We start from the raw sequence: 24,695 nt of genomic DNA on the forward strand, positions 1-24,695 counted from the left end.
AAAAACCCCGTTATTCCTTAAACTGGTGTGTTTTCATCACCAAGCACCCACCGCAAAGCCGCAGCGTATTCGCCACTGGCACCTTCGAGGGCTTTTGTGATTTCTTTGCGTGATTTGAGACGTGGCTTAGTTTCGCCAAGCACAGCGCGCTGACGCCGCGCTTTTTCATGGCCGGTTGTGCCAGCGGTCGCCGCTTTGATTTCGGCTACCTTTTCCCGCTGTTCTTCGGGTTTTAGTGATGCAAGTTGACGCGCCTGGGTTACGGTCACTGTGCCGGACTCTACCGCGTCTTTGACTGCCTGAGTGGCATCCAGCAGTGATAGGGTTGCGCGTACAGTGGGGACGCTGACGCCGAACATCAGCGCTAAATCGTCCTCGTCGTGCCCGCGCTCCAGCGCATCAGCCATCTTTTTGGCTCGGCCCAGCGGCGTATCAGTCTGGCGGATTTCGTTAGCACTTACCATCGCCTGCGCCATGCGAACGGCAGAGCCACGTTTAGCGACTGCCGGAACCAGTAACGGTTCTTTGCCCTCTTTCGACAGACGCTTGTTGGCTTCCAGTGTATGGCGCACACGCTGGCGACCATCAACTACACAAGACAGCCCTGTCTCCGGGTCTTTCCAGACGATAATCGGCTCAAGAACGCCCTGGTCCATGATGTTCAGCACCATTGCCTCGCTTATAGGCAGGTGGATACGCTCATCGTAAAGCGGGTGCGTTTTGTCGGTAACCAGGTGCAGGTTTTCCGGTTCGAAAAACAGGACGTTACTTTTACCGCTGGCGCCGTACGCGTCGATCGAGTTTTTAGCCATGGGCGCCCCCGTTATTGAAATTCAGTTGGTTCGTGTTCATAATTTCCCCTGTGAATTGATCCAGTTAATTCGCAACGAAAGCCGTAGGTGTTGCAGCACCACGGCTTTCACCTTTCTGAATTCCAGCATTACGTCACTCCCAGCATTGAAGTGACAATGGCCATCAGCGGCGCCGTTAACTCAGGGTCTATCCGGAACATCTCGACAATTCCCTCGCTCAGTTCTTTCAGCTTCTGATGGCGTGGAGCCCCCACAGCAACGGCAATCTTTGCTTCGCTGGTTTCTTTTTCCAGACGAGCCAGACGGGACATAAAATTGTCTTCGGGCATCAGGCGATGGCGAAACTCCAGCGGAAGAACGGTCATGATTGCCGGGGTAAGAAGGCGAACGTACTCGCGATAGCGTTCAGACTCGGCCGGGTTGTCCAGGTAGCGAAAAAGCTTTTGTCTGGCTCGGCTGATGTCATCAGGAAACGCGATCTCCTCGCCACCCTGCTGTCGCCACTCATCGATGATGTATGCCGAGACAACATCCTGCCCTTCAGCTGCTGCCCAGGCGCGAACGGCAGAGCGAATACTGTCGTGATCTGACTCTCTCAGCTGATTTCGCTTTATCAGGGCGCCGCTGTTGAATCCGGTATTTTGTTGAAAGGATAGTGTTTGCATGGTTAATCCCCATTAAGCTCGGAGCTGTTAGTTAGGGGAGTTGCAGGAGGTATAAACTCAGGCCAGATTGTTTCCCAATCATCTGGGAAACAATCTGCTCTGGTAACAGCGCCTTCCGTAAGCTGTTCTATTTGTATGGCGCGAGATGGGGATATGGCAGCAATCCCAGATGCCATTTGTGAAAGATAAGAAGTCGATACTTCGAGCTTTGTAGCCAAGGCCTTGGAGCTGCCTCGTTTCATGTTTAGATAATCTTTAAGTTGCATAGTGGCTCCCTCGTGTGATTACGGTGAGTTTATAAAACACTAAACCAAAACGTCAAGTATTTGCTTGTTTATAAATTACTAATCAAAATGCTTTCTATGACGACACAGGAAATTAGACGCAGGCGACTTAAGGAATGGTTCTCAGAAAAGTCGCTTCCAGAGAAAGAGAAAAGCTATTTATCTCAATTGATAAATGGCCGCAGTTCCTTTGGCGAAAGAGCGGCAAGAAGGTTAGAAAGAGATTACGGAATGCCCTCAGGCTTCCTTGACTCAGACACCTCTGACTCCAAAAGCACACCGCCAAGTCTTGTGTTGAGTGAAGAAGAACTTAAGCTCATTACTTTTTTTCGTGGATTCCCTGACTCCGCAAAGAAAGAAGCGCTAATTGAATTTGAATCTAAGTTCAATAAATACAACGAACTTTTCAAAGAGTTACTGGCTTCACGCAGTTAACGCTCACGCCTCCCAAACCAAATCTCGTCAAAGGGGGGCTTTGGTTTTTTCACAACCCCTTCCTTCATTTGGGCCTCAGGATCTGAAGGCTTCAATTTTTTACGCACAAAAGTTTACTTTTTACTTTACAGGATAGTTTAGCAATGATTAAACTCATTACATCAACAACGCGCTGCGTTGCTCCGATAAACGTTCCGCTGGCCGGCGACAAGGCAATGAGGGTGAGATGAAAGGCAATACGAAGAAAACTGATATGTGCGGATTTGGCGCGTGCCTTGCACGTAAATGGGGATCACGCCAGAAACCAATACAACTTCCTAGCTCACGTGCGGATGGAGGAAAGGGAGCAAAAAGCCCTGAAGCAAAACACCATCGCCGTGCCCAGCAGAAATTTAATAAAACAGGCGGAATTCTACGCGGAAATGTACCGCCTGGGATATCGCAGTGAGAGCCGAAAAGACTTTATGCGAGGGACTCGATAGGTTTCAGGGCTAATGGCTGATCCTGCTCCGGCACATATCGCTCTTTAACGATGGATGCCAGTTTTTGTTTAACAGCAGGGTCGTTATTTGACGTAACGAGACCATTAACCTGTTCCGAAAGTGAAAACCATCCGTGTTCATCACATACATAAACAATCGATGGTACTTCACGAATAGTAGGTGGCTTTGAGTTGATGTTAACAACCTGATTGACATGGTTAAAAGACAATGAGTCTACGCCACAAATAGGGCACGGTTTAGTTACTGATTTCATGGTTATTCCTTGCTGGCTGTGTGAGAACCACCAGCATACCACCGAGCCTGAAGTGGTTAAAAGACAGGCATACATGAGGAGTTGGAATGAGCAAACAAGGCATCAGAGCCATGGTCATTTCGGCAGTAATTGGGCTCTTCATCTGGATAGCGCTTATCAGCGCACTGAGGGAGTTATTTCTATGATTGATTTCGCACGAAAACCCGCTCGTCAGCAGGCTGTTCGTTTAAGTCCGCTGTCAGCTTTCATCCGCCGGGTGTGCTACATGCTCGCGCAAAAAGGAGACCCTTCATGAGCACGATGTTTGCCCTGGTTCTCACCGTAAGCATGCTGACGGGCGGTAATCAGGAAGTCCTGCTCGGCGTTTATGACAGTGAGAATGACTGCGAGGCAGCTGCAAAAGAGCAACACGTGAAAGCCGAATGTTACCCGCTGAAAGGTGTACTGGACGAGCATCCGGCCGGGTTCACGGTGCAAATGTAGGGGGAAGAATGCAGAAGAAATGCGGTTACTGCCGTAAAGCAATCGAGGGAAAACCAGTGGTAAGCACCCTGTTGTACCTCCAGGGGAACCAGCTCGCACGGAAAGAAAAAGAGTATTGCTCAGAACGTTGCGCCTCTTACGACCAGATGGCGCACGAGGGCTAACGTAAACCCGCCGAAGCGGGCTGTACGTCCGGTGCCACCGACCAAAGTTACACCGGAAATTACCAAAACCAATGACCACCCTGAATGGGCGCTACCAATGGCCCGGGGGATTCTACATCCAAAATAGAGGCTATCACATGGAATATTTTTATCTGATAAAAGCGACTCAAAAATCGGGTAAAGCTGATGCCGTAATCTGGCGCACAAATAAATCAGAAGCTCGCGCCCTTCTGCAGCTGGACGTCGATCTGGAAGACGCTGGGATCGAAACAGGCCGCGGAAAAGACTATCAAAAACCAATTCGCACCGATTTCCCGGTATTCAATGATTTGCCGGCGGAAGGTGTTCTCGATTACTCATGGTGCGAACGCTACCAGCTCGGCGACGATGGTCGCACCTGGGCTCTGAAGCCAGGTCAGGCGCCTGCGGATCATCACATCGATGATGCCGGAGTATCCGCTGAGCCCGTTAGTGGCGAGCTGGTTGATGCCAATACTACTGGCGACGCGGCACAAGGTGAGACCGTGGAAACTTTCGGTAGCGATGAATACCAGGACGATTCGAGCGCGCTTTTTAACGTGGCAGAACTCCCCTTTCGCGCTCAGCTGCTGGCGCAGTATATGGCCGAAGAACGCCACGTTTATCATATCAGCATGCCTCACCGGCAGGAGCTGTCAGTTCTTGAAATGGACACTGATAACGCAGCCGTCCAGGATCTGATTCTGGCCGCCGAGAATATCCCTGAAATCAAAAAATACGATATGCCGGCGCTCTGGAAATTCACCAGTGCCAATAAAAAAGTATTCCCGGAAGGGAAGCGGCATGAGCTCGGCAAGCGTATCCAGTTTGCAAATCTATGGTTTGCCACTAACACGATCGACCGCGGCATTCTCACCAGGGAATGGGCTGCCGGTAACTGCATTTCTTCGGTTTTAAAAACTGATGCAGGAACTAATGCTGGCGGCGGTAATAAAACCGATCGCAATCCTGACTACACCCATACCCTTGATACGCTCGATGTAGAAATAGCCCTGGCCACAATGCCAATGGATTTCGATATCTACAATTTCCCGGCATCAATTCACCGCCGGGCCAAAGAGATCGTTCAGAAGAAAGAAAGTCCGTTCAAGGAATGGTCTGCAGCGCTGCGCAAGGTCGCAGGCATCCTGGATTATTCACGCGCAGCTATTTTTGCCCTTATTCGTGGTGCCACCAGCGATATTCACCATTTCCCGGTAAGTCTGCAGACCTATATCAATGCGAACCTGACCGAGCATAAGCATGACTCCCCTTCTGCTGGGACGCTTGAGAAAGCTGGTCATGTTTCATCTGCCGCCGTCACTCTGGACGCTGTGAAAAAGGCTATCGATGGAGATGAAGGTGTGCCTAACCTGGAAACTCTCCCAGCTGACTTTCAGGTAATTGGCACCGAACTGGTGAAAGAAGCTCAAAAGAAACGCCCTGACGCTAATCAGGTTCTGGCCGCCGAACGCGGCGAATATGTCGAAGGTATCAGTGACCCCACGGATCCAAAGTGGATAACCGAAGACCTGACTAAACCCAAACAGCCTGAAGTTTTGAACATGGGCAATGGTGTTTTTTCGATTGATGGTCTGATGGATAGCCAGCCAGCACCAGCACTTTCTATCGTGGACCAGGCGCGCCAGCGCGCTGCAGATGAAAAATTACATCCAGCTAATTCCGGGGAAACCACCAGCAATGTGCAGATGGAAACGGCTCAGCCGGTCGAAGACGAAAATGATAATGCGGTATCAGCAGGCGAAGGCGCTGATGAGCCTCCTGCGCAAACAACTGCCGTGAACATGAGCAAAATACTGGCTGAACGCTGCCCGGATCTTACCGCCGAAGTGCTGAAAAGCCAGGTTTCCGAGAGTGCTCATAGCGATGAAGAGGAAGAGGCTGAACAAGCAGCGCCAGCATGGCCGGAGTATTTCGAGCCTGGTCGATATGAAGGCGTGCCAAATGAGGTCTACCACGCCGCTAACGGCATCAGCTCCACGATGGTTAAAGATGCGCGGGTATCGCTGATGTATTTCGAGGCGCGCCACGTATCCAAGACCATCCAGAAGGTACGCTCCCCTGTTCTGGATATGGGAAATCTGGTGCATGCACTGGCGCTGCAGCCTGATCAGCTGAAAAAAGAATTCAGCATCGAGCCGGAAATCCCGGAAGGCGCCTTCACCACGACGGCGACGATCCGCACATTTATCGACGAGTACAACAACGGGCTTCCGGTTTTACTCAGCGCAGATGACATCAAAAGATTCCTGGAGGAATACAACGCGACCCTGCCCGCCCAGGTTCCCTTGGGTACATCAGTTGAAGAAACCGGCCAGGGTTATATGTCTTTGCCTGCTGAGTTCCAGCGCATTGAAGACGGTCAGAAGCAAACCGCCACCGCAATGAAGGCATGCATCAAGGAATACAACGCTACTCTGCCCGCCCAGGTGAAAACCAGCGGCAGCCGCGATGCCTTACTGGAACAGCTGGCGCTTATTAATCCTGACATGGTTGCTCAGGAAGCTCAGAAGGCGCAGCCGCTGAAAGTATCAGGTACTAAGGCGGATCTGATTCAGTCCGTGAAATCGGTTAAACCGGATGCAGTGTTTGCCGATGAGCTGCTGGATGCATGGCGCGAGAATCCGGAAGCAAAAGTGCTGGTTACCCGCCAGCAGCTGGCTACGGCACTGGCCATTCAGAAAGCACTGTTGAATCACCCGACCGCCGGCAAGTTGTTGACGCACCCGAGCCGTGCCGTCGAGGTGAGCTATTTCAGCATTGATGAGGAAACAGGGCTGGAAGTTCGCGTGCGTCCTGACCTTGAGATAGACATGGGCGGCCTGCGCATCGGAGCGGACCTGAAAACCATCAGTATGTGGAACATCAAGCAGGAAGGCCTGCGCGCAAAGCTGCACCGGGAAATCATCGAGCGCGATTACCACCTGAGCGCGGCTATGTACTGCGAAACCGCAGCCCTTGACCAGTTCTTCTGGATATTCGTTAACAAAGACGAGAACTACCACTGGATCGCCATCATCGAGGCATCCGAAGAACTACTGGAACTCGGCATGCTGGAATACCGCAAAGCTATGCGCGCGATCGCGAACGGTTTCGACACTGGCGAATGGCCGGCACCAATCACTGAGGATTACGCCGAAGAACTCAACGATTTTGATGTGCGCCGTCTCGAAGCGCTGCGCGTACAGGCATAAGGGGATATGACGATGGAAAACACCAATATTGTTACCACTGAGCAACAGGCTCCAAATACCATTTCTGCCAGTAACGCCATCTTCAACGTGCAGGCGCTCGGCCAGCTAACGGCATTTGCAAACCTGATGGCAGATTCTCAGGTGACGGTACCTGCACACCTCGCGGGTAAACCAGCCGATTGCATGGCGATCGTTATGCAGGCAATGCAATGGGGCATGAATCCCTACGCAGTAGCGCAAAAAACGCATCTGGTAAACGGTGTGCTTGGGTATGAAGCCCAATTGGTCAATGCGGTAATAGCCAGCTCAAGCGCCATTCATGGCCGCTTTCACTATCGTTACGGCGGCGACTGGGAGCGCTGCACCAGGACTCAAGAGGTCACCCGGGAAAAGCACGGCAAAAACGGGAAATACAATGTCACCGAGCGTGTACGAGGCTGGACAGATGAGGACGAAATCGGGTTATTCGTCCAGGTCGGCGCGATTCTGCGCGGTGAATCGGAAATCACCTGGGGGGAGCCACTTTATCTCTCTGGAGTCGTCACACGTAATTCTCCTTTGTGGGTTTCTAACCCGAAACAGCAAATCGCTTATCTGGGCGTCAAATACTGGGCGCGGCTGTATTGCCCGGAAGTCATCCTGGGTGTTTACAGCCCGGATGAGGTTGAACAAAGGACCGAGCGAGAAATAAACCCGACGCCGGCGCAAAGAATGTCTGTGGCAGAGATCACCAGCGGAACAGACATCACCACCAGCGCGCAGGATTCAGCTCTCAATATTGATTCCCTGGCAGATGATTTCCGTGACCGCATTGAGCGCGCCGAATCGGTCGATGCAGCAAAAGCCATCAGGGCGGATCTGGATAAAGAGAAAGCTGTGCTGGGCACTGTTCTCTTCACCGAGCTGAAAGGTAAAGCCGTGCAGCGTTATTTCATGGTTGACGCCAGAAACAAAGTTGAGGCCGCGATCAACTCTCTACCTAATCCCGGAGAACCGGAAGCCGTCGAACTGTTCGCTAAAGCTGAAGGCATTCTCAACGGCGCGAAACGCCACCTCGGTGATGAACTGTATGACCAGTTCCGCATCACCCTGGACGACATGAAACCGGAATACGTGGGCTAACCAGATTGGGAGGGGAAACTCTCCCGATAAAGGAATGTATATGCGATTGATTAACCGAAGCAGACACTCCCCTCTGGGCCGTCAGGCGTGCGATGCCGCGCTGGCAAAACATGTTGAGCTTTATGGCGATTATGGCCGGCAGAAAATGAAGCGGACCTATACCGTCGTGGTTCAGGGCACAAAAATCACTGTTGAAGTCGTTAATAGGAATTGCAGCTACGTGGCCACGGCCATGAACTGCGCCCGGCGGCTCCGGCATTTACCCGGTCAGGTTTCCTGATATCGGAATATCACCCTATCGGGCTTTGATGGCTCATATTAATCAAACTGGAGGTTTACATGGGACAGCTCGTTAGCTTAGAAGACTGGGCTTCCGGTCCTAATGGGTTTAAGCATCCGCCATCCAGAGCGTCGTTGCACAGAATTGCAAAAACGGGACAAACGATCCCGAGGGCGCTAAAGCTTGGTCGGCGATGGGTTATAGATGAAGATGCAAAATTCATAGGCTTAATCACATCGCCGGTTCTACCACCCCGCATGCCGAAAGCGGTTAAAACGCTAATGGAGCGAGTAATTAATGGCAGCCAGACCACGTGATCACAAAGTTAATATTCCAAATCTTTATTGCAAATTGGATAAACGTAACAGCAAAACTTACTGGCAATACCGGCACCCCTTAACCGGTCAGTTTATCGGGTTTGGCACTGATCAGGATGCGGCCAGTCAGGCCGCAACTGAACTTAATCGCCTGCTGGCACAACAGGAAACGGCTCAGTCGTTTGCCCTCATAGATATGGTGAATCATAAAAAGGTTAATTCAAAAAAATCCATACGGATGCAGGTTTGGATAGACCGTTATCTAAAGATTCAAGAGGAGCGACTCAGTGATAACGAAATAAAACTTAATACGCTCAAATCGAGAAAGACATGCGTCGGTGTTCTTGCACAACGGATGCCTGATGTTGGGATACAGGAAGTAACCACGAAAATGCTTGCAGCCATTACCGACGAATATAAAGCCAAAGGTAAAGCACGAATGGCACAAACGCTTCGTAGCGTCTGGATCGATTTGTTCAGGGAAGCACAACATGCGGGCGAAGTTGAGCCAGGATACAACCCGGCACTAGCTACCAGAAAAGTCGTTGCTCGGGTAAACCGCTCTCGACTGAATTTTGAAATGTGGCAAGCGATCTTTGAAGCGGCCAGCGATATGGCCCCTTACGTTCAAAACTCCATGCTGTTGGCGATAGTCACCGGACAAAGGCGCGGTGATCTCGCCAAAATGAAGTTCTCAGATGTTTGGGATGGATACCTGCACGTTAAGCAGCTAAAGACAGGTGTGAAACTTGCTATTCCACTCAGTTTGCGCAGTGAGGTGCTGGACATTAGCCTGGCACAAGTGATCAAGCGCTGTAGGGATCGGGTTGTTAGCCCGTGGCTTCTTCACCACGTAACGTCCAGCGGGAAAGTAAAAGCCGGCGATCAGGTTGGCGAGAACAGCCTTAGCGTTTCCTTCAAACTCGCAGTGGATAGCACTAACCTTTCCATTGAAAGAGGGAAAACAATGCCTACTTTCCATGAGCAGCGCTCACTGTCCGAACGTCTGTATGAGGCACAGGGAATCAATACCCAACAGCTGTTAGGACACTCATCAGAAAAAATGACAGCACAGTATCACAACGATCGGGGTCTCGATTGGGTGAAAGTAAAGGTGTAGCTACGTGAAAAAATGGGCCGTACCCCCATGCAAATTTAGCAAAATTTAAAGATTCATTTTGGGGAAAAGTTTTGGAGGGATTTTGGGGAAGAAAAAATCGAAAAAAAACCGGGCATCGCGCCCGGTTATCGTGTCAGCCCGAAATGGCCCTACGCATTCAACCCGCGATTTTCCAGCATCGGCTCAATCTGTGGATCGTGCCCGCGCCACTGGCGATAAAGTTCAGCTAAATCAGTGCTATTGCCGCGCGACAGAATCGCTTCCCGGAAGCGCTGACCGTTTTCACGGGTCAAACCGCCCTGCTCCACGAACCACTGATAGCCGTCGTCGGCCAGCATCTGGGTCCACAGATAGGCGTAATAGCCTGCCGCATAGCCACCGCCGAAGATATGGGAGAAATAGCTGCTGCGATAGCGCGGCGGAACGGCCGCCAGATCCAGGTGTTCTTCCTGCAATATCTTCTGCTCAAACCCATCCACGTCCTCCGGTATTGCCGAGGTCGACAGGCTATGCCAGCGCATATCGAGCAACGCAGCAGCCAACAGCTCGCTCATGTCGTACCCTTTATTGAAGGTTGCCGCACGCAACATATTGTCGCGTAGCGCCTCCGGCATCGGCTCCCCGGACTGGTAGTGCTTCGCGTAGTGGGCAAACACCTGCGGCTGGCTGGCCCAGTGTTCGAAAATCTGCGAAGGAAATTCGACAAAATCGCGCGGGGTATTGGTTCCGGAGAGACTGGCGTAACGCTGGCTGGCGAACAGCCCATGCAGGGTATGGCCAAACTCATGGAACAGAGTGATCACCTCATCCCACGACAACAGCGCGCTCTGCCCTGCCTGCGGCCGGGCGTAGTTGCAGACATTGTAGATAACCGGTCGCTGCTCCCGCAGGGTAGACTGTTCGACAAACACATCCATCCAGGCGCCGCCGCTTTTTGAGGCGCGTGCGTAGTAGTCACCGTAAAACAGCGCCATCCCTTCGCCGTTGTGATCGAAGATCTCCCAGACCCGAACATCCGGGTGATAGACGGGGATATCGAAGCGCTCGACAAAGCGGAGGCCAAAGAGCTGCGTGGCTGTCCAGAAGACGCCATCCTGCAGCACGCGCTCGAGAGCAAAATAGGGTTTAAGCTGCGCATCATCAATGGCAAAGGCAGCTCGCCGCACCTGTTCGCTGTAATAGAGCCAGTCCCATGCCGCGGCGCGAAACGCCCCGCCCTCGTTGTCAATCACCTGCTGGATGTCAGCCAGCTCTCGTTCCGCCCGCGCCCTCGCAGCCGGCGCGATCCGGCGCATAAAATTTAATGCCTCCGCCGGAGAGGCGGCCATTTGATCGGTCAGCGCCCAGCTGGCGTAATCGGCCGCGCCCAGCAGCTCCGCCTGCTGCGCGCGGATCGCCGCCAGTCGCAGCACCAGGCGACGTGTATCATGCTCATCGCCCTGCTGATTGCGCGTCCAGCCGGCGGCAAAGAGATTCTCCCGCGTCTGTCGGTCGCGCAAAGAGAGCAGCGGCGACTGCTGGGTGGTATTGGTCAGCGTCAGCAGCCAGCGGTCACTGAGCCCTTTTTCCCTCGCCGCGTCGGCGGCCGCCGCTATCTCCTCATCCGCCAGGCCATCCAGTTGATGTCGGTAATCAACCACCAGGCCACCGCTTTTGGCCGCCCCCAGCAACCGCTGCTGGAACTGACTTTGCAGGGTCGCCGCTTCGGTGTTCAGCGTGCGCAGCACCGCCTTCTGCGCCGGCGCCAGCGTCGCCCCGGCATGGACAAAACGTTGCCAGGTGAGGGTCAGGAGACGATGAGATTCGCTGTCTAATGCCAGCGCGTCACGCTGCTCATAGACGCTGTTCACTCGCTGAAATAAGGCCTCGTTAAGCCAGATGTCATTCCCCAGCTCGGCGAGCTCAGCAGAAAATTCTTCATCCAGAGACTGGATGAACGGGTTGGTGTGGGCGCCAGCCATGGCGAAAAAGACCCGCGTCACTCGAGCCAGCAGCTGTCCGCTCTGTTCAAGGGCCTCAAGCGTGTTGGCAAAATTCGCCGGCTCCGGGTTGTCGATTATCGCGCGGATCTCCGCGCGCTGCTGCCGGATACCCTCATCAAACGCCGGGCGATAGTGGCAGTCCTGGATGAGATCAAACGGGGGTGCCTGGTAAGGCAGCAAACTCACGCTAAAAAAGGGATTTTGTTCAGACATCTTTCTCTCCTGCACAGGCTAATCCTGTAAGATTAGGCTTCTCCTTAAGGGGTCGCAATGATTTCCGTTACCGGTCGCCGTCTGTGCGTGCTATGGTATGAAAACACAAAAAGCGTTGAGGAACAGTAAGATGATTATCATGGTTACCGGTGCCACCGCCGGTTTTGGTGAAAGTATTACTCGCCGTTTCGTCGCTAACGGCCATAAAGTGATTGCCACCGGACGTCGTGAAGAGCGCCTGAAGACGCTGAAAGACGACCTCGGTGACAACCTTTATATCGCCCAGCTTGACGTCCGCAACCGCGCCGCCATTGAGACGCTGATTGCCGATCTGCCCGCCGAGTGGCAGGCGATTGACGTCCTGGTGAATAACGCCGGTCTGGCGCTGGGTCTGGAGCCGGCGCACCGCGCCAGCGTGGAAGACTGGGAAGATATGATCGACACCAATAATAAAGGGCTGGTGTACATGACCCGCGCGGTCCTGCCGGGTATGGTGGAGCGCAATCGCGGGCATATCATTAACATCGGCTCCACGGCAGGCAGTTGGCCTTATGCCGGGGGCAACGTCTATGGGGCGACCAAAGCCTTCGTCCGTCAGTTCAGTCTGAATCTACGCACCGACCTGCATGGCACCGCGGTGCGCGTCACCGACATCGAGCCGGGTCTGGTGGGGGGCACCGAGTTCTCCAACGTCCGCTTTAAAGGTGATGACGCCAAGGCCGGGAAAACTTATGAGAACACCGAAGCCCTGACGCCGGAAGATGTGACCGAGGCGGTCTGGTGGGTGGCCACCCTGCCGAAGCACGTCAACATCAACACCCTGGAGATGATGCCGGTGAGCCAGAGTTTTGCCGGACTCAGCGTTCACCGCCAGGGCTAACCGTCTGCCACCCGGCCTGCGGGCCGGGTATGGGCGGAACCGCAAAAAACGCGTAAAATAGTGCGCATAATCCCTTAAAAAGTAACCATCAATGGCCGCAGAATCGCAACTGAATCCGACGCAACCCGTTAATCAGCAAATTTATCGCATCCTCCGCCGGGATATCGTTCACTGCCTGATCCCGCCGGGCACACCGCTGTCCGAGAAAGAAGTCTCCGTGCGTTTCGATGTGTCGCGTCAGCCGGTGCGCGAGGCCTTCATCAAGCTGGCGGAAAATGGGCTTATCCAGATACGTCCCCAGCGCGGCAGCTACGTCAATAAAATTTCCTTGTCGCAGGTGCGCAATGGTTGCTTTGTCCGCCAGGCGATTGAGTGCGCGGTGGTCCGCCGCGCCGCCGGCATGATTAACGATGAGCAGGTTTATCAGCTGGAGCAGAATCTCCATCAGCAGCGTATTGCCGTCGACAGACAACAATCAAACGACTTTTTCCTGCTTGATGATGAGTTTCACCAGAAGCTGTCGATCATTGCCGATTGTCAGTTGGCGTGGGATACGGTGGAAAATATTAAAGCCGCCATCGACCGCGTGCGCTACATGAGCCTGGACCATATCACCTCACCGGAGATGCTCCTGCGTCAGCACCATGAGATTTTCACCGCGCTGGAAAAACGCGACGCGGAGGCAGTAGAGCAGGCAATGAATGTCCATCTGCATGAAATCAGCGAGTCCGTGTTACTGATCCGCCAGGAGAACCACGACTGGTTTAGCGAAGATTAATGGTCAGACGGCTGCCCAGCGTGGCTGACGCAGCCGTCGTCATGAGGGGATTAACGGACGACCAGCACCGGCGTTTTGGCGTAGCGCAGAATCGACTCGGCGTTGGAGCCCAGCAGATGGGTGGAGATGCCCGGTTTGCGGGAGCCAACCACTATCACATCGAACTCTTCGTTATTACTGATAGCCAGAATTTCGTCGCGCACGTTACCAAAGACCACCCGGGTATGGATCCGCGACATCGGAATGTCGAACAGTCGCGCCACCTCGCGCATCTTTTTCTCCGACTCTTCTTTCATATAGGCTTCAAATTTACGAATATCCGCCGTAAAGCCGCGTAATAGTGAACGACTGCTGTTCGGCAGAACGTTGAGCAATGTGATTTCACCGTTTTCTGCAGTGGCGAGGAATTCCGCGTGACGCACAGCTTTATCGCTTAAATCCATTTCAAAGACATCAACAGGCAATAAAATTTTTTTATACATGGCCCGTACTCCTTTTCCAGAGAAAGTTCTTTTTCAATGACTTAACTATGCCATTATGGCAGTAAATTACCAGCCATTATTCGGAAAAATAACAGCTAATTATCTTTAGTAAATCAGGGAAATATAGAGTTATGTATAGACATTGCGTTCGATCATCTTTTCAGCGCGCTAAAACCGATCGACAGCAAAAAAAGAAATATCAGCGGAAGGTGGCAGAGATAACAAAATAGCCGGTGTCGACGACGAGGCCGACACCGGAAGCGGATTATTGCTCGGCAGCCCACGCGGCGACAGTGGCTTTGGCCCCCAGCCGCTGCAGCGCCAGATAGGCGCGGGTCACCGCCGAGACGAAACGGGGCTCCTGCGGCAACGCCAGGCCGAAGATCGCCTCAATACCCAGCAGCGCTTTCACCCGCGCTTCACCCTCGGCGCTGGCCGCCACCGCCTGTTGGATAACCGGCAACAGCGGATCGCAAATCTCAATCGGCTGGCCGGCATCGTCAACGCCGCCGACATAGCGCATCCAGCCCGCCACACCGAGCGCCAGCAGTGTGAAATCTTGCTGGTGCGCCAGATGCCAGCGTACGGAGTCCAGCATGCGCTGCGGCAACTTCTGGCTGCCGTCCATGGCTATCTGCCAGGTACGGTGCTTCAGCGCCGGATTGCAGTAGCGGTCAATCAGCAGACTGGCGTAGCGCGGTAGATCTACCCCCTGCACTTTCAGCGTCGGCGCCTGTTCGTCCAGCATCAGCGCCAGCGCCGCGCGGCGATAGTTATCATCCTGCATACAGTCGTTGATGTGCTGATAACCGGCCAGATAGCCCAGGTACGCCAGGAACGAGTGGCTACCGTTGAGCATCCTCAGCTTCATCTCTTCAAAAGGCACTACATCGGCGACCAGTTCCGCTCCCGCTTTTTCCCACTGCGGACGTCCGGCAACAAAGTTATCCTCAATCACCCACTGACGGAAAGGTTCGCAGGCCACCCCGGCCGGGTCGCGCACGCCGGTCAGTTGCTCAATTTTATCGAGGGTTTCCGCGGTAACGGCCGGGACAATGCGGTCCACCATGGTCGATGGGAAGGTGACGTTCTGTTCAATCCAGGCCGCCAGCTCCGCGTCCAGCGCCCGGGCGTAGGCGCAGACGACATTGCGCATCACGTGACCGTTTTCCGGCATGTTGTCGCAGGACATCACGGTAAAAGCCGGCAAGCCTGCCGCCCGACGGCGAGCCAGAGCCTCCACCACCACGCCCGGCGCCGATTTTGGCTGGCGCGGGTTGTGCAGATCGGCGACGATCAGCGGGTGATCGAGCTGCAGCTCGCCGCTGGCCGGCGAATGACAATAACCTTTCTCGGTAATGGTCAGGGAGACAATGGCTACCTGAGGCTCACACATCGCCGCCAGCACCGCTTCGAGGCCATCAACCTGGGCGTGCAGCGCCTGCTTCACCACCCCAACCACGCGTGCGGTCCAGGCGTCGGCGGACATATCGGCCACAGTGTACAGCCGATCCTGCTGGCGGAGGTCGGCGATCTGCTGCTCGCCGCCGATGAGATTGACTTCGGTATAGCCCCAGTCGCTGCCATGTTCACTGGCAAGAATATCGGCATATACCGCCTGATGGGCGCGGTGGAATGCGCCAAAACCAAGGTGCACGATACGGGGGATCAGCGCGCTGCGATCGTAGCCTGGCAGCATGGCGTTGGCGGTTAAAAGGGTGTATTCCATGATGACTCTCGTTGTTATGTGTCTCATCAACCATTCTCGGGGAGAACTCTCGAGGAGAATGCCTTTGTGTCTCAACCATCGCACGCAATTGGTATAACATCTTTGATTTCTGTCAACTACCATACAAGAAGATATGGTTGGTTCGCTGCCGGGAGTGAACCGTCACAAAATCATCGCTGATGGAATGGGAAACAGTCGCCGCGAGGAAATAAAAGAAGTCGACGAATGACACACCGGCCACGCGTCCCTGCGGGCCTGTCACTTAACCGGGAGTCCGGTCTGGCGGTTGGTTAGTCGATACGGGTTTTAACGATAAAGAAGTAGCACAACGCCCCGGTGAAGGTCACGCCGGCGGCGATCACCAGCGCCAGATTAAAAGAATGGGTGGTATCCACCACCCACCCGGTGACGATCGGCGCAAAGGAGGCAAACACAAAGCTGCCAAAGTTCTGGATCGCTGCCACCGAAGCCACTTTATGCTCAGCCACCAATACCTGCACCAGCCCCCAGGCCGACGTCCCGGCAAAATGGACGCAAAACAGCGCCATGGAGATAAAAGCCACCGCCTGGGTCGGCGTGGAGGATTGCACCACCAGCAGGGTGCCCAGGGCCGACAGCACCAGACCGATCACGATCGCCGTTTTCCGGGTTTTCGCCAGATCGTAACCTCTGCGCGCCAGGGCATCGACCACCAGGCCATTGACCCACATCCCCACCGCCGCCGCAAGGAACGGGATCGCCGCCACCCAGCCGGTACGGGCCAGGCTTAACCCCTGCTGCGCCTGCAAATAGCCGGGCAACCAGGCGATATACAGCCAGCCGGTGTAGTTCACACCGGAAAAGCCCAGAATCATCCCCCAGGTGGTGCGCCGTTTAAACAGAGCCAGCCATTCGCTAAATTTCAGCGCCGGGCGGGCCACCTCCTCGCTGGCCAGATACTGCTGCTCCTCTTCCTGCAGGGTGAAGTGCCGGCGATTTCGGTAGCCCACATACCAGCACAGACCGACCACGATACCGGCTAAGCCAATCACCACAAACATCGTTCGCCAGCCCCAGGCCAGTTGCATAATAACCAGAGCCGGTGGCGCAATGGCCTGCCCCAGCACCGTCGAGGAGTTAAATATCCCCACCGCCGTACCGCGCTCTCTTTGCGCATACCAGTCATTGATTGATTTCACACCGGCGGGCATAAATGGCGCTTCACCAATCCCGAGGCCAATGCGCAGCAGAATAAAATGCGAGAACGAATTGACCATCCCGGTCAGGGCCTGCATTGCGGACCAGAAAATCAGTCCGGCGCCGAGCACAATGCGCGGTCCAACGCGATCCAGCAATATTCCCGACGGCAATTGTGCGAAGCCGTAGGAGAGCGAAAAGGCGGAGAGCAGCACCCCAAACTCGGTGGCGCTGAGTCCCAGGTCGGCGCGTATCGCCTCCCCGGCGACGCTCAGCGAAGAGCGGTCAAGAAAGTTGACGATACCGGCGATAAACAGCAGCGTCAGGGTGATCTTCTGCACCCGACGGATACGCAGCGGCGTCGCCCCCGTCCGGGCGGCAAGTGTCTCGATAGCCATCGTTGTTCCTTACAGAGTCATAACAAAAGAGAATGTCTGATAAGTAAGGCAACAGGTCGACTACCATACAAGAATTAAGGTTTAAAAAAGTGGCAGCGATCACACAAGGCGAGCTCAGGCCCGCCCCCAGCCCGCCACGATGATCAGCATGCCGCACAGCGCGATGATCGCCCCGGCCCAGTCGTAATGGCTGAGCTTGACGCCATCCACGACCCGCAGCCAGAGCAAGGCGGTACAGACGTACACCCCACCGTAGGCGGCATAGACCCGCCCGCTGGCGGCAGGATGGAGCGTCAGGAGCCAGACGAACAGCGCCAGCGCCAGGCCGGTGGGGATCAACAGCAGCGGCGTGGCCCCGCGCTTTAACCATAGCCACGGCAGATAGCAGCCGATGATTTCGCACAGGGCGGTGGCAAAGAACAGGAGCGTTGTTTTGAGCATTAAAAGATTCGTAAATGAGACAAAGCGTTGAACCATTCTACGCGATAATGGCTTCTGCCCCACGCTGTTTTGTCGGCTATGCCCGGCAAAAGAGCTGTAGTAAACTTAACCTGTGGGTTAACCCATCACTTAAAGGAAATCGTGATGAACATGACACTGAACAAACGCTGGTGCCTGACCGCCATTCTGGCGTTGAGCGCCGTGGTCTATACCTCCAGCTCCTTCGCCGCCACCGACCGGCTGGTGATTGAATCTGGCGACAGCGCGCAAAGCCGTCAGCAGGCGTCGATGGAAAAAGAGCAATGGAACGACACCCGCAGCCTGCGCCAGAAGGTCAATAAGCGGGCGGAAAAAGAGTGGGACAAAACCGATGTCGCCTTCGACGCGCAGGATAACTGCCAGAAGAGCGCCAACGTCAATGCCTACTGGGAGCCGAACACCCTGCGCTGCCTTGACCGCCGCACCGGCCGGGCAATCAATCCCTGATCCGCTTCCTGTCAACGCTGGCGCCTGCGGGCGCCGCCTTTCATAACGCGCTGTTCAGCTTTAACCACAGGATTACCCATGACCGACGCGCTACACGTCAAACTCCGCCCCCTCGAACGGGAAGATTTGCGCTTTGTCCACCAGCTCGATAACAACGCCAGCGTCATGCGCTACTGGTTTGAAGAGCCGTACGAGGCCTTCGTTGAGCTCTCCGATCTGTACGACAAACATATCCACGATCAAAGCGAGCGTCGCTTTGTCATCGAATGCAATGGCGATAAAGCCGGGCTGGTAGAGCTGGTTGAAATCAACCATGTTCATCGGCGGGCCGAGTTCCAGATCATTATCTCACCGGACTTCCAGGGAAAAGGCCTTGCCACTCGCGCGGCGCGGCTGGCCATGGACTACGGTTTTACGGTTCTTAATCTGTATAAGCTGTATTTGATTGTCGATAAAGAGAATGAAAAAGCGATCCATATTTACCGCAAGCTTGGCTTTATCGTCGAGGGTGAACTCATCCATGAGTTTTTCATTAACGGCGAGTACCGCAACACCATTCGCATGTGTCTGTTCCAGCACCAGTATCTGGCCGAACACAAAACCCCAGGACCGGCCCTGCTGAAGCCGACGGCTCAGTAATAATCAATGCGGTTCTTGATGGTGTAATGGCGTGTCAGCGGCGGCTGCACGCTTTCATCAATCACCTGCAGCTCACAGCTCAGCGGATTGTCGTGGCGATCGTAGTCGCAGGTCTGGCGTACCGTGCCCAGCGTGCGTTCGTTGAAGGTGCTGATGGCGGTATAGTCCATTTTCTTGCGCGGATCTTTCGACGGCGTGGAGGCGACGGTAAATTGCTCTTCTTTGGCGGTGGTGGTTTTTCCCAGCGGATAGCCATCGCTGTCATAGCGGTAGGTGGCGGTGGTCTCTTTGCCGCGGGCGCGAATAATAAAACCGTTATCATCCGTCTCCCAGCTCACCCCCGTGGCGGGCATCTCTGCCAGCTGACACTTGCCCTGCAGGCGCAGTCGCTTCTCGTGGGTGCGCCCATCGACGTAATAGTTGGCATCCAGCAGCAGCGTGGCGCCGGTATTGTTCTCCACATCTTCCAGGGTCAGCAGATCGAAACATCCCTCTTTTGACAGCTGAGCGCTCACCTTCTTGACCACCACATCGTGTTCATCCAATAGCGTCTGGCTAAAATCTTTCACCGGCCCGCGCAGCGGATCGAACTCAAACTCATTGGAAAAACTCGCCATCTCCGGGGTGAAGGCTTCCGGGGCGCTTTGGCGGTCGCACGCCGTCAGCAGCAGCGCTGCCGGGATCAGCCAATACAATCTTTTCACAGGCGATTCCTTTTGTGTACACCAGATCATATTAGCAAATACAATTGTTTACACCAGTTCTGCTATGCTTAATTCTGGATAACATCGATAAGGAGTGTAAGATGAAACTATCCCTCTGGACAGGCGCCGCACTACTGCTGTGCTCCACGACCGTGCTGGCAGCCCCCGACTCATGTGAACGGGTCAAAAGCGACATCCAGCAGAAGATCATCAACAATGGCGTACCGGAAACCGCCTTCAGCCTGGCCATTGTGCCAAACGATCAGGCAGACCAGCCCGGGGTTCAGGTGGTCGGTCATTGCGCCAATGACACCTTCAAAATCACCTATACGCGTAACAGCGACAGTCCCGCCGAAAACGACGCTCAGTAAGCCCACTTCGGTTTCAAATGAAAGATCTTATCCCTGCATTGACCAGGGATAAGATCTGCTGGCTACCCATAACGTATTATCGCTCACCCCTGCGTCTGTTAATGACGTGGCGGCCCTTCTCCGCACAGCATAACTATCATGGAGTGAGCAATGTCGAATCAGGAATCCCCCGGCGGCGTCTCCCGACGCGCGCTACTCAAATCCACAGCCCTCAGCTCTCTGGCGCTGGCCGCCGGCGGGCTTACCCTGCCCTTTACACTGCGCAGCGCCGCGGCAGCAGTACAACAGGCTACCGGCGACAACACCCGCATTGTCTGGGGCGCCTGTTCGGTCAACTGCGGTAGCCGCTGCGCCCTGCGGCTGCACGTGCGGGATGATGAAGTGGTTTACGTCGAAACGGATAATACCGGCGACGACCGCTACGGCGACCACCAGGTCCGCGCCTGCCTGCGCGGGCGCTCAATTCGTCGGCGCATCAATCATCCGGATCGCCTTAACTATCCCATGAAGCGCATCGGCAAGCGCGGGGAAGGCAAATTTGAACGCATCAGCTGGCAGGAGGCGCTGGATATCCTCGCTGACCGTCTGAAAAGCACCGTTGCCCAGTATGGCAATGAAGCCGTGTACATTAACTACTCTTCGGGGATCGTCGGCGGCAACATCACCCGTTCGTCGCCTTCAGCGTCGCCGGTAGCGCGGCTGATGAACTGCTACGGCGGCTCGCTTAACCAGTACGGTACCTACAGCACCGCACAGATTGCCTGCGCGATGCCCTATACCTACGGCAGCAACGACGGCAACAGTACTTCGGATATTGAAAACAGCAAGCTGGTGGTGATGTTCGGCAATAACCCAGCGGAAACCCGGATGAGTGGCGGCGGCATTACCTGGTATCTGGAGCAGGCTCGCGAGCGCTCTAACGCGCGGATGATCGTTATCGACCCGCGCTACACCGATACCGCCGCCGGTCGGGAAGATGAGTGGATCCCTATTCGTCCCGGCACAGACGCCGCGCTGGTCGCCGGTATCGCCTGGGTGCTGATAAACGAGGATCTCGTCGACCAGCCATTCCTCGACAAATACTGCGTTGGCTACGATGAGAAAACGCTGCCGGTCGGGGCACCGGCAAACGGCCACTACAAAGCGTATATTCTTGGCGAGGGTGACGACGGCGTCGCCAAAACGCCGCAGTGGGCCTCGCGTATTACCGGCATCCCCGCCGATCGCATCATTAAGCTGGCGCGCGAAATCGGCATGAGTAAACCGGCTTATATTTGCCAGGGCTGGGGACCGCAGCGTCAGGCCAACGGCGAACTCTCCGCCCGCGCGATCGCCATGCTGCCGATCTTAACCGGCAACGTCGGCATCAACGGCGGCAACAGCGGCGCCCGCGAATCAACCTACACCATCACTATCGAACGTCTGCCGGTGCTGGAAAATCCGGTGAAGACCGCCATCTCCTGCTTCACCTGGACCGACGCCATCGCTCGAGGCCCGGAGATGACCGCCACCCGCGACGGCGTACGCGGCAAAGAGAAGCTGGATGTGCCGATCAAGTTCCTGTGGAACTACGCGGGCAACACCATCATCAACCAGCACTCCGACATCAATAAGACCCACGAGATCCTGCAGGACGAAAGCAAGTGCGAGACCATTGTGGTTATCGACAACTTTATGACCTCGTCGGCGAAATACGCCGACCTGCTGCTGCCCGATCTGATGACCGTTGAGCAGGAAGATATTATTCCCAACGACTACGCCGGCAATATGGGCTATCTCATTTTTATCCAGCCTGCTACCTCGGCGAAGTTCGAACGCAAACCGATTTACTGGATCTTAAGTGAAGTGGCGAAACGGCTCGGCGACGACGTGCATCAACGTTTTACCGAGGGGCGCACGCAGGCGCAGTGGCTGCAGCATCTGTATGCCAAAATGGTGGCGAAAGACCCGGCGCTACCTGGCTACGACGACCTGAAACAGATGGGCATCTACAAGCGTAAAGATCCGAACGGCCACTTCGTCGCCTATCGCGACTTCCGACGCGATCCTGAATCGCATCCGCTCAAAACCCCGTCCGGCAAAATTGAAATCTACTCCAGCCGGCTCGCCGAGATTACCGCCCACTGGCAGCTGGAGAAAGACGAAGTTATCAGCCCGCTACCGGTCTACGCCTCCACATTTGAAGGCTGGGACGATCCGCTGCGCAGCCAGTATCCGCTGCAGCTGTTTGGTTTCCACTATAAAGCGCGCACCCACTCCAGCTACGGCAACGTCGATGTATTACAAGCGGCCTGTCGCCAGGAAGTGTGGCTCAATCCGCTTGACGCGGAAAAACGCGGGATTAAAAACGGCGATATGGTGCGCGTCTTTAATCAGCGCGGCGAAGTCCGTCTTCCGGCGAAAGTGACGCCACGCATCATGCCGGGCGTGTCGGCGATGGGCCAGGGCGCCTGGCACGACGCGAATATGGCCGGAGACCGGATCGACCATGGCGCCTGCATGAATACGCTGACCACCCACCGCCCGTCGCCGCTGGCGAAGGGGAATCCACAGCATACCAACCTGATCGACATCGAAAAGGTTTAAGGAGTAAACCATGAGCACGCAATATGGATTCTTTATCGATTCCGCTCGCTGTACCGGGTGTAAAACCTGCGAACTGGCCTGTAAGGACTACAAGAATCTCACCCCGGAGGTCAGCTTCCGCCGCATCTATGAGTATGCCGGCGGCGACTGGCAGGAGGACAACGGCGTCTGGCAGCAGAATGTGTTCGCCTACTACCTCTCCATCGCCTGTAACCACTGCGAAGATCCGGCCTGCACCAAGGTCTGCCCAAGTGGGGCGATGCACAAGCGCGACGATGGTTTTGTGGTGGTCAACGAAGCGGTGTGCATTGGCTGCCGCTACTGCCATATGGCCTGCCCGTACGGCGCCCCGCAGTACAACGCCGACAAAGGCCACATGACCAAGTGCGACGGCTGTCACGAGCGCGTCGCCGAGGGGAAAAAACCGATCTGTGTCGAGTCCTGCCCGCTGCGGGCGCTCGATTTCGGGCCGATTGCCGAGCTGCGCGCCAAGCACGGCCAGCTGGCCGCAGTGGCCCCGCTGCCCTCGGCGCACTTTACCAGGCCGAGTATCGTGATCAAACCTAACGCCAATGCCCGTCCGTGTGGCGATACCACCGGTTATCTGGCAAATCCAAAGGAGGTGTGAGATGGGAAGCGGATGGCATGAATGGCCGCTGGTGCTGTTTACGGTACTGGGGCAATGCGTGGTCGGCGCGACCCTCGTCAGCGGGCTGGGCTGGCTATCGCTGACAAACCAGCGCGAAGCGCAGCAGCGGCTGGTGCGCAGCATGTTTTTTATCTGGCTGCTGATGGGCATTGGTTTTCTGGCTTCGGTGATGCATCTCGGTTCGCCGCTGCGCGCGTTTAACTCGCTGAACCGCGTCGGCGCCTCGGCGCTGAGCAATGAAATCGCCAGCGGCGCCTTGTTCTTCGCCGTGGGAGGATTCTGGTGGCTGCTGGCGTTACTGGGCAAAATGCCAGCGGCGCTGGGTAAAGTCTGGCTGGTGATCGCCATGCTGTTGGGGCTGCTGTTTGTTCTGGCGATGACCCGGGTTTACCAAATCGATACCGTGCCAACATGGTACAATGGCTACACTACCAGCGCGTTCTTCCTGACGATGCTCCTCAGCGGGCCGCTGTTCGCCGCCCTGCTGCTGCGGCTGGCGAAAGTCGACTTTAACGGCTGGTTTTTTGCCGGACTCAGCGTGGCCGCGCTGGCGATCGGCGCCGCCGTTATCATCATGCAAAGCGCCGGACTCAGTACCATTCACAGTTCAGTCCAGCAGGCAGCCACCCTGCTGCCAGATTACGGCACACTCCAGGCGTTACGCCTGATACTGCTGGCTCTCGGTCTTGGCTGCTGGTTGTGTCCGCTGATCCGCCGCCAACCGCCGCGCGCTACGGGGCTGCTGATCGGCCTGCTGCTGGTCTTGATCGCGGAATGTATTGGTCGCGGCCTGTTTTATGGTCTGCATATGACCGTCGGTATGGCGGTTGCCGGTTAATGAGACGGCGCGCTGGCGCGCGCCGCAGAAAGGAATAAGTAATGATGCCGATCCCAAACCGCGACGCTGTCGCGTTAAGCGCTCGCACCTTGGGCGCGCTGTTCTCTTATGCGCCGAATAGCGCGCACATTGCGCCGCTGGTCGCCGCCTTCCAGGACGGCAGCTGGCAGCAACAGTGGCCCTTCCCGGTAACCGCCCCACTGGCGTCAGCCTTTGCCGCGTCGACGGAAGAGTCATTACCGGAAGCCTGGCAACGCCTGTTTATCGGCCCGTGGGCCCTGCCGGCGCCGCCATGGGGATCCGTCTGGCTGGATAAAGAGTCAGTGCTGTTTGGCGATTCCACGTTGGCCCTGCGCGAGTGGATGCGCACGAACGGCATCGCACTGGACGCCGAGCGTAACGAACCGGAAGATCATTTCGGCACCCTGCTGCTGCTGGCGGCGTGGCTGTGCGAGACGGAGCAGGATGCGTTGTTTGCCCAGCTGCTGGCCTGGCACCTGCTGCCGTGGTCCGGGCGCTTTCTGAGCGTCTTTGTCGACCATGCCGCCCACCCCTTCTACCAGGCGCTGGGTCAGCTGGCGCAGGCAACGCTGGCGCAGTGGCAGGAGAATCTGCCGATCGCCGTGGCGGAAAAAGCGCTCTATCGTTAACCCTTCACCGCGCCGGTATCCG

General features: G+C 55.5%; 26 protein-coding genes and 1 pseudogene. 17 read left to right on the forward strand and 10 right to left on the reverse strand.

The genetic code is table 11. The features are described 5' to 3' along the window. Positions 1-17: 17 nt before the first annotated feature. From AC3EMD_RS14075 to AC3EMD_RS14085, 3 genes are all read right to left on the reverse strand, one after another. The gene (locus AC3EMD_RS14075; protein WP_224229960.1) at positions 18-812 is read right to left on the reverse strand and encodes a ParB/RepB/Spo0J family partition protein; all 795 of its coding nucleotides are present in this window, start codon (positions 810-812) and stop codon (positions 18-20) included. Positions 813-940: 128 nt separating this feature from the next. Further along, entirely contained in the window at positions 941-1,477 is a 537-nt protein-coding gene (locus AC3EMD_RS14080; protein ID WP_224229961.1) for a toxin YdaT domain-containing protein, read from the reverse strand. Between the two features lie 2 nt (positions 1,478-1,479). After that, a complete protein-coding gene (locus AC3EMD_RS14085) occupies positions 1,480-1,743 on the reverse strand; it encodes a transcriptional regulator (protein WP_071526640.1) in 264 nt (87 codons plus the stop codon). 96 nt (positions 1,744-1,839) lie between these two features. Between AC3EMD_RS14085 and AC3EMD_RS14090 the strand changes: the two genes are divergently transcribed. After that, positions 1,840-2,196: a hypothetical protein gene (locus AC3EMD_RS14090; RefSeq protein ID WP_224229962.1), complete on the forward strand. Its 357-nt coding sequence runs from the start codon at positions 1,840-1,842 to the stop codon at positions 2,194-2,196. A 462-nt stretch (positions 2,197-2,658) separates the two neighbouring features. Here AC3EMD_RS14090 and AC3EMD_RS14095 read toward each other — a convergent pair whose 3' ends face one another. Beyond that, positions 2,659-2,952 carry a hypothetical protein gene (locus AC3EMD_RS14095; protein WP_131024567.1) on the reverse strand — a complete coding sequence of 98 codons (294 nt, stop codon included), beginning with the start codon at positions 2,950-2,952 and terminating at the stop codon, positions 2,659-2,661. A gap of 291 nt (positions 2,953-3,243) precedes the next feature. Here AC3EMD_RS14095 and AC3EMD_RS14100 point away from each other — a divergent pair, with 291 nt between their 5' ends. The 7 genes and pseudogenes from AC3EMD_RS14100 (at position 3,244) to AC3EMD_RS14130 (ending at position 9,671) form a co-directional block, all read left to right on the forward strand. Beyond that, positions 3,244-3,435 carry a DUF1482 family protein gene (locus AC3EMD_RS14100; protein ID WP_065803373.1) on the forward strand — a complete coding sequence of 64 codons (192 nt, stop codon included), beginning with the start codon at positions 3,244-3,246 and terminating at the stop codon, positions 3,433-3,435. 8 nt (positions 3,436-3,443) lie between these two features. Then, positions 3,444-3,599, forward strand: a complete 156-nt coding sequence (locus AC3EMD_RS14105) for a YdaE family protein (protein WP_016946289.1) — start codon at positions 3,444-3,446, stop codon at positions 3,597-3,599. 137 nt (positions 3,600-3,736) lie between these two features. After that, positions 3,737-6,832 carry a RecE family exodeoxyribonuclease gene (locus AC3EMD_RS14110; RefSeq protein WP_224229963.1) on the forward strand — a complete coding sequence of 1,032 codons (3,096 nt, stop codon included), beginning with the start codon at positions 3,737-3,739 and terminating at the stop codon, positions 6,830-6,832. Then, a pseudogene (locus tag AC3EMD_RS14115) lies at positions 6,795-7,954 on the forward strand (RecT family recombinase). Before AC3EMD_RS14110 ends, AC3EMD_RS14115 begins: the two are co-directional and overlap by 38 nt. A 40-nt stretch (positions 7,955-7,994) precedes the next feature. Next, positions 7,995-8,234, forward strand: coding sequence for a DUF4060 family protein (locus tag AC3EMD_RS14120; RefSeq protein ID WP_032436018.1), 240 nt, complete (start codon positions 7,995-7,997; stop codon positions 8,232-8,234). 59 nt (positions 8,235-8,293) lie between these two features. Then, positions 8,294-8,551 (forward strand): excisionase, encoded by a 258-nt coding sequence (locus AC3EMD_RS14125; protein WP_012541846.1) that lies wholly within the window; start codon positions 8,294-8,296, stop codon positions 8,549-8,551. Continuing rightward, positions 8,532-9,671: a phage integrase Arm DNA-binding domain-containing protein gene (locus AC3EMD_RS14130; RefSeq protein WP_143832710.1), complete on the forward strand. Its 1,140-nt coding sequence runs from the start codon at positions 8,532-8,534 to the stop codon at positions 9,669-9,671. Before AC3EMD_RS14125 ends, AC3EMD_RS14130 begins: the two co-directional genes overlap by 20 nt. A 149-nt stretch (positions 9,672-9,820) precedes the next feature. On the opposite strand, the gene dcp is transcribed toward AC3EMD_RS14130, so the two are convergent. After that, positions 9,821-11,866 (reverse strand): peptidyl-dipeptidase Dcp, encoded by a 2,046-nt coding sequence (dcp, locus tag AC3EMD_RS14135; RefSeq protein WP_302073539.1) that lies wholly within the window; start codon positions 11,864-11,866, stop codon positions 9,821-9,823. Between the two features lie 130 nt (positions 11,867-11,996). On the opposite strand from dcp, the gene ydfG reads away from it, so the two are divergent. Continuing rightward, complete coding sequence (gene ydfG, locus AC3EMD_RS14140) at positions 11,997-12,746, forward strand: bifunctional NADP-dependent 3-hydroxy acid dehydrogenase/3-hydroxypropionate dehydrogenase YdfG (RefSeq protein ID WP_008805005.1); 750 nt, start codon at positions 11,997-11,999, stop codon at positions 12,744-12,746. Between the two features lie 91 nt (positions 12,747-12,837). Then, entirely contained in the window at positions 12,838-13,524 is a 687-nt protein-coding gene (locus AC3EMD_RS14145) for a GntR family transcriptional regulator (RefSeq protein WP_302073540.1), read from the forward strand. 50 nt (positions 13,525-13,574) lie between these two features. Here the strand turns inward: AC3EMD_RS14145 and AC3EMD_RS14150 are convergent, their stop codons facing one another. The 4 genes from AC3EMD_RS14150 to AC3EMD_RS14165 all read right to left on the reverse strand — a co-directional run bounded on the left by AC3EMD_RS14150 (position 13,575) and on the right by AC3EMD_RS14165 (position 17,786). Beyond that, the gene (locus tag AC3EMD_RS14150) at positions 13,575-14,006 is read right to left on the reverse strand and encodes a universal stress protein (protein ID WP_008805007.1); all 432 of its coding nucleotides are present in this window, start codon (positions 14,004-14,006) and stop codon (positions 13,575-13,577) included. Between the two features lie 265 nt (positions 14,007-14,271). After that, positions 14,272-15,735 (reverse strand): mannitol dehydrogenase family protein, encoded by a 1,464-nt coding sequence (locus AC3EMD_RS14155; protein WP_302073541.1) that lies wholly within the window; start codon positions 15,733-15,735, stop codon positions 14,272-14,274. Between the two features lie 290 nt (positions 15,736-16,025). Continuing rightward, complete coding sequence (locus AC3EMD_RS14160) at positions 16,026-17,309, reverse strand: MFS transporter (protein WP_023322553.1); 1,284 nt, start codon at positions 17,307-17,309, stop codon at positions 16,026-16,028. Between the two features lie 114 nt (positions 17,310-17,423). After that, on the reverse strand, positions 17,424-17,786 hold the full coding sequence (locus AC3EMD_RS14165) for a YnfA family protein (RefSeq protein WP_162493261.1): 363 nt from the start codon (positions 17,784-17,786) through the stop codon (positions 17,424-17,426). 108 nt (positions 17,787-17,894) lie between these two features. Between AC3EMD_RS14165 and AC3EMD_RS14170 the strand changes: the two genes are divergently transcribed. Both AC3EMD_RS14170 and speG read left to right on the forward strand, forming a co-directional pair. Then, positions 17,895-18,236, forward strand: a complete 342-nt coding sequence (locus tag AC3EMD_RS14170) for a DUF1283 family protein (protein WP_004206035.1) — start codon at positions 17,895-17,897, stop codon at positions 18,234-18,236. A 78-nt stretch (positions 18,237-18,314) separates the two neighbouring features. Next, positions 18,315-18,875 carry a spermidine N1-acetyltransferase gene (speG, locus tag AC3EMD_RS14175; RefSeq protein ID WP_008805012.1) on the forward strand — a complete coding sequence of 187 codons (561 nt, stop codon included), beginning with the start codon at positions 18,315-18,317 and terminating at the stop codon, positions 18,873-18,875. On the opposite strand, the gene AC3EMD_RS14180 is transcribed toward speG, so the two are convergent. Then, positions 18,869-19,579 carry a YnfC family lipoprotein gene (locus tag AC3EMD_RS14180; RefSeq protein ID WP_008805013.1) on the reverse strand — a complete coding sequence of 237 codons (711 nt, stop codon included), beginning with the start codon at positions 19,577-19,579 and terminating at the stop codon, positions 18,869-18,871. The two genes, speG and AC3EMD_RS14180, sit on opposite strands and share 7 nt — an antisense overlap. 101 nt (positions 19,580-19,680) lie before the next feature. On the opposite strand from AC3EMD_RS14180, the gene AC3EMD_RS14185 reads away from it, so the two are divergent. The 5 genes from AC3EMD_RS14185 (at position 19,681) to dmsD (ending at position 24,673) form a co-directional block, all read left to right on the forward strand. Continuing rightward, positions 19,681-19,950, forward strand: a complete 270-nt coding sequence (locus tag AC3EMD_RS14185; RefSeq protein ID WP_008805014.1) for a DUF1161 domain-containing protein — start codon at positions 19,681-19,683, stop codon at positions 19,948-19,950. 150 nt (positions 19,951-20,100) lie between these two features. After that, positions 20,101-22,536, forward strand: coding sequence for a selenate/tellurate reductase subunit YnfE (ynfE, locus tag AC3EMD_RS14190; RefSeq protein WP_302073542.1), 2,436 nt, complete (start codon positions 20,101-20,103; stop codon positions 22,534-22,536). 10 nt (positions 22,537-22,546) lie between these two features. Continuing rightward, entirely contained in the window at positions 22,547-23,164 is a 618-nt protein-coding gene (locus AC3EMD_RS14195; RefSeq protein ID WP_008805016.1) for a DMSO/selenate family reductase complex B subunit, read from the forward strand. A gap of 1 nt (position 23,165) precedes the next feature. Next, on the forward strand, positions 23,166-24,023 hold the full coding sequence (locus AC3EMD_RS14200; protein ID WP_302073543.1) for a dimethyl sulfoxide reductase anchor subunit family protein: 858 nt from the start codon (positions 23,166-23,168) through the stop codon (positions 24,021-24,023). Positions 24,024-24,064: 41 nt separating this feature from the next. Beyond that, positions 24,065-24,673 carry a Tat proofreading chaperone DmsD gene (dmsD, locus tag AC3EMD_RS14205; RefSeq protein ID WP_008805018.1) on the forward strand — a complete coding sequence of 203 codons (609 nt, stop codon included), beginning with the start codon at positions 24,065-24,067 and terminating at the stop codon, positions 24,671-24,673. Positions 24,674-24,695 lie beyond the last annotated feature (22 nt).

The sequence above is a fragment of the Klebsiella sp. PK18 genome (genome assembly GCF_057784655.1).

Bases quoted from the DNA above. Each gene is read 5' to 3' on its own strand.
- AC3EMD_RS14170 (WP_004206035.1), top strand. From the start codon at position 17,895: ATGAACATGACACTGAACAAACGCTGGTGCCTGACCGCCATTCTGGCG.
- AC3EMD_RS14130 (WP_143832710.1), top strand. From the start codon at position 8,532: ATGGCAGCCAGACCACGTGATCACAAAGTTAATATTCCAAATCTTTAT.
- AC3EMD_RS14110 (WP_224229963.1), top strand. From the start codon at position 3,737: ATGGAATATTTTTATCTGATAAAAGCGACTCAAAAATCGGGTAAAGCT.
- AC3EMD_RS14155 (WP_302073541.1), bottom strand. From the start codon at position 15,735: ATGGAATACACCCTTTTAACCGCCAACGCCATGCTGCCAGGCTACGAT.
- AC3EMD_RS14090 (WP_224229962.1), top strand. From the start codon at position 1,840: ATGACGACACAGGAAATTAGACGCAGGCGACTTAAGGAATGGTTCTCA.
- speG (WP_008805012.1), top strand. From the start codon at position 18,315: ATGACCGACGCGCTACACGTCAAACTCCGCCCCCTCGAACGGGAAGAT.
- ydfG (WP_008805005.1), top strand. From the start codon at position 11,997: ATGATTATCATGGTTACCGGTGCCACCGCCGGTTTTGGTGAAAGTATT.
- AC3EMD_RS14080 (WP_224229961.1), bottom strand. From the start codon at position 1,477: ATGCAAACACTATCCTTTCAACAAAATACCGGATTCAACAGCGGCGCC.
- dcp (WP_302073539.1), bottom strand. From the start codon at position 11,866: ATGTCTGAACAAAATCCCTTTTTTAGCGTGAGTTTGCTGCCTTACCAG.
- AC3EMD_RS14145 (WP_302073540.1), top strand. From the start codon at position 12,838: ATGGCCGCAGAATCGCAACTGAATCCGACGCAACCCGTTAATCAGCAA.
- AC3EMD_RS14100 (WP_065803373.1), top strand. From the start codon at position 3,244: ATGAGCACGATGTTTGCCCTGGTTCTCACCGTAAGCATGCTGACGGGC.
- AC3EMD_RS14165 (WP_162493261.1), bottom strand. From the start codon at position 17,786: ATGGTTCAACGCTTTGTCTCATTTACGAATCTTTTAATGCTCAAAACA.
- AC3EMD_RS14105 (WP_016946289.1), top strand. From the start codon at position 3,444: ATGCAGAAGAAATGCGGTTACTGCCGTAAAGCAATCGAGGGAAAACCA.
- AC3EMD_RS14120 (WP_032436018.1), top strand. From the start codon at position 7,995: ATGCGATTGATTAACCGAAGCAGACACTCCCCTCTGGGCCGTCAGGCG.
- AC3EMD_RS14200 (WP_302073543.1), top strand. From the start codon at position 23,166: ATGGGAAGCGGATGGCATGAATGGCCGCTGGTGCTGTTTACGGTACTG.
- AC3EMD_RS14125 (WP_012541846.1), top strand. From the start codon at position 8,294: ATGGGACAGCTCGTTAGCTTAGAAGACTGGGCTTCCGGTCCTAATGGG.
- AC3EMD_RS14095 (WP_131024567.1), bottom strand. From the start codon at position 2,952: ATGAAATCAGTAACTAAACCGTGCCCTATTTGTGGCGTAGACTCATTG.
- ynfE (WP_302073542.1), top strand. From the start codon at position 20,101: ATGTCGAATCAGGAATCCCCCGGCGGCGTCTCCCGACGCGCGCTACTC.
- AC3EMD_RS14185 (WP_008805014.1), top strand. From the start codon at position 19,681: ATGAAACTATCCCTCTGGACAGGCGCCGCACTACTGCTGTGCTCCACG.
- AC3EMD_RS14075 (WP_224229960.1), bottom strand. From the start codon at position 812: ATGGCTAAAAACTCGATCGACGCGTACGGCGCCAGCGGTAAAAGTAAC.
- AC3EMD_RS14195 (WP_008805016.1), top strand. From the start codon at position 22,547: ATGAGCACGCAATATGGATTCTTTATCGATTCCGCTCGCTGTACCGGG.
- AC3EMD_RS14160 (WP_023322553.1), bottom strand. From the start codon at position 17,309: ATGGCTATCGAGACACTTGCCGCCCGGACGGGGGCGACGCCGCTGCGT.
- AC3EMD_RS14150 (WP_008805007.1), bottom strand. From the start codon at position 14,006: ATGTATAAAAAAATTTTATTGCCTGTTGATGTCTTTGAAATGGATTTA.
- AC3EMD_RS14085 (WP_071526640.1), bottom strand. From the start codon at position 1,743: ATGCAACTTAAAGATTATCTAAACATGAAACGAGGCAGCTCCAAGGCC.
- dmsD (WP_008805018.1), top strand. From the start codon at position 24,065: ATGATGCCGATCCCAAACCGCGACGCTGTCGCGTTAAGCGCTCGCACC.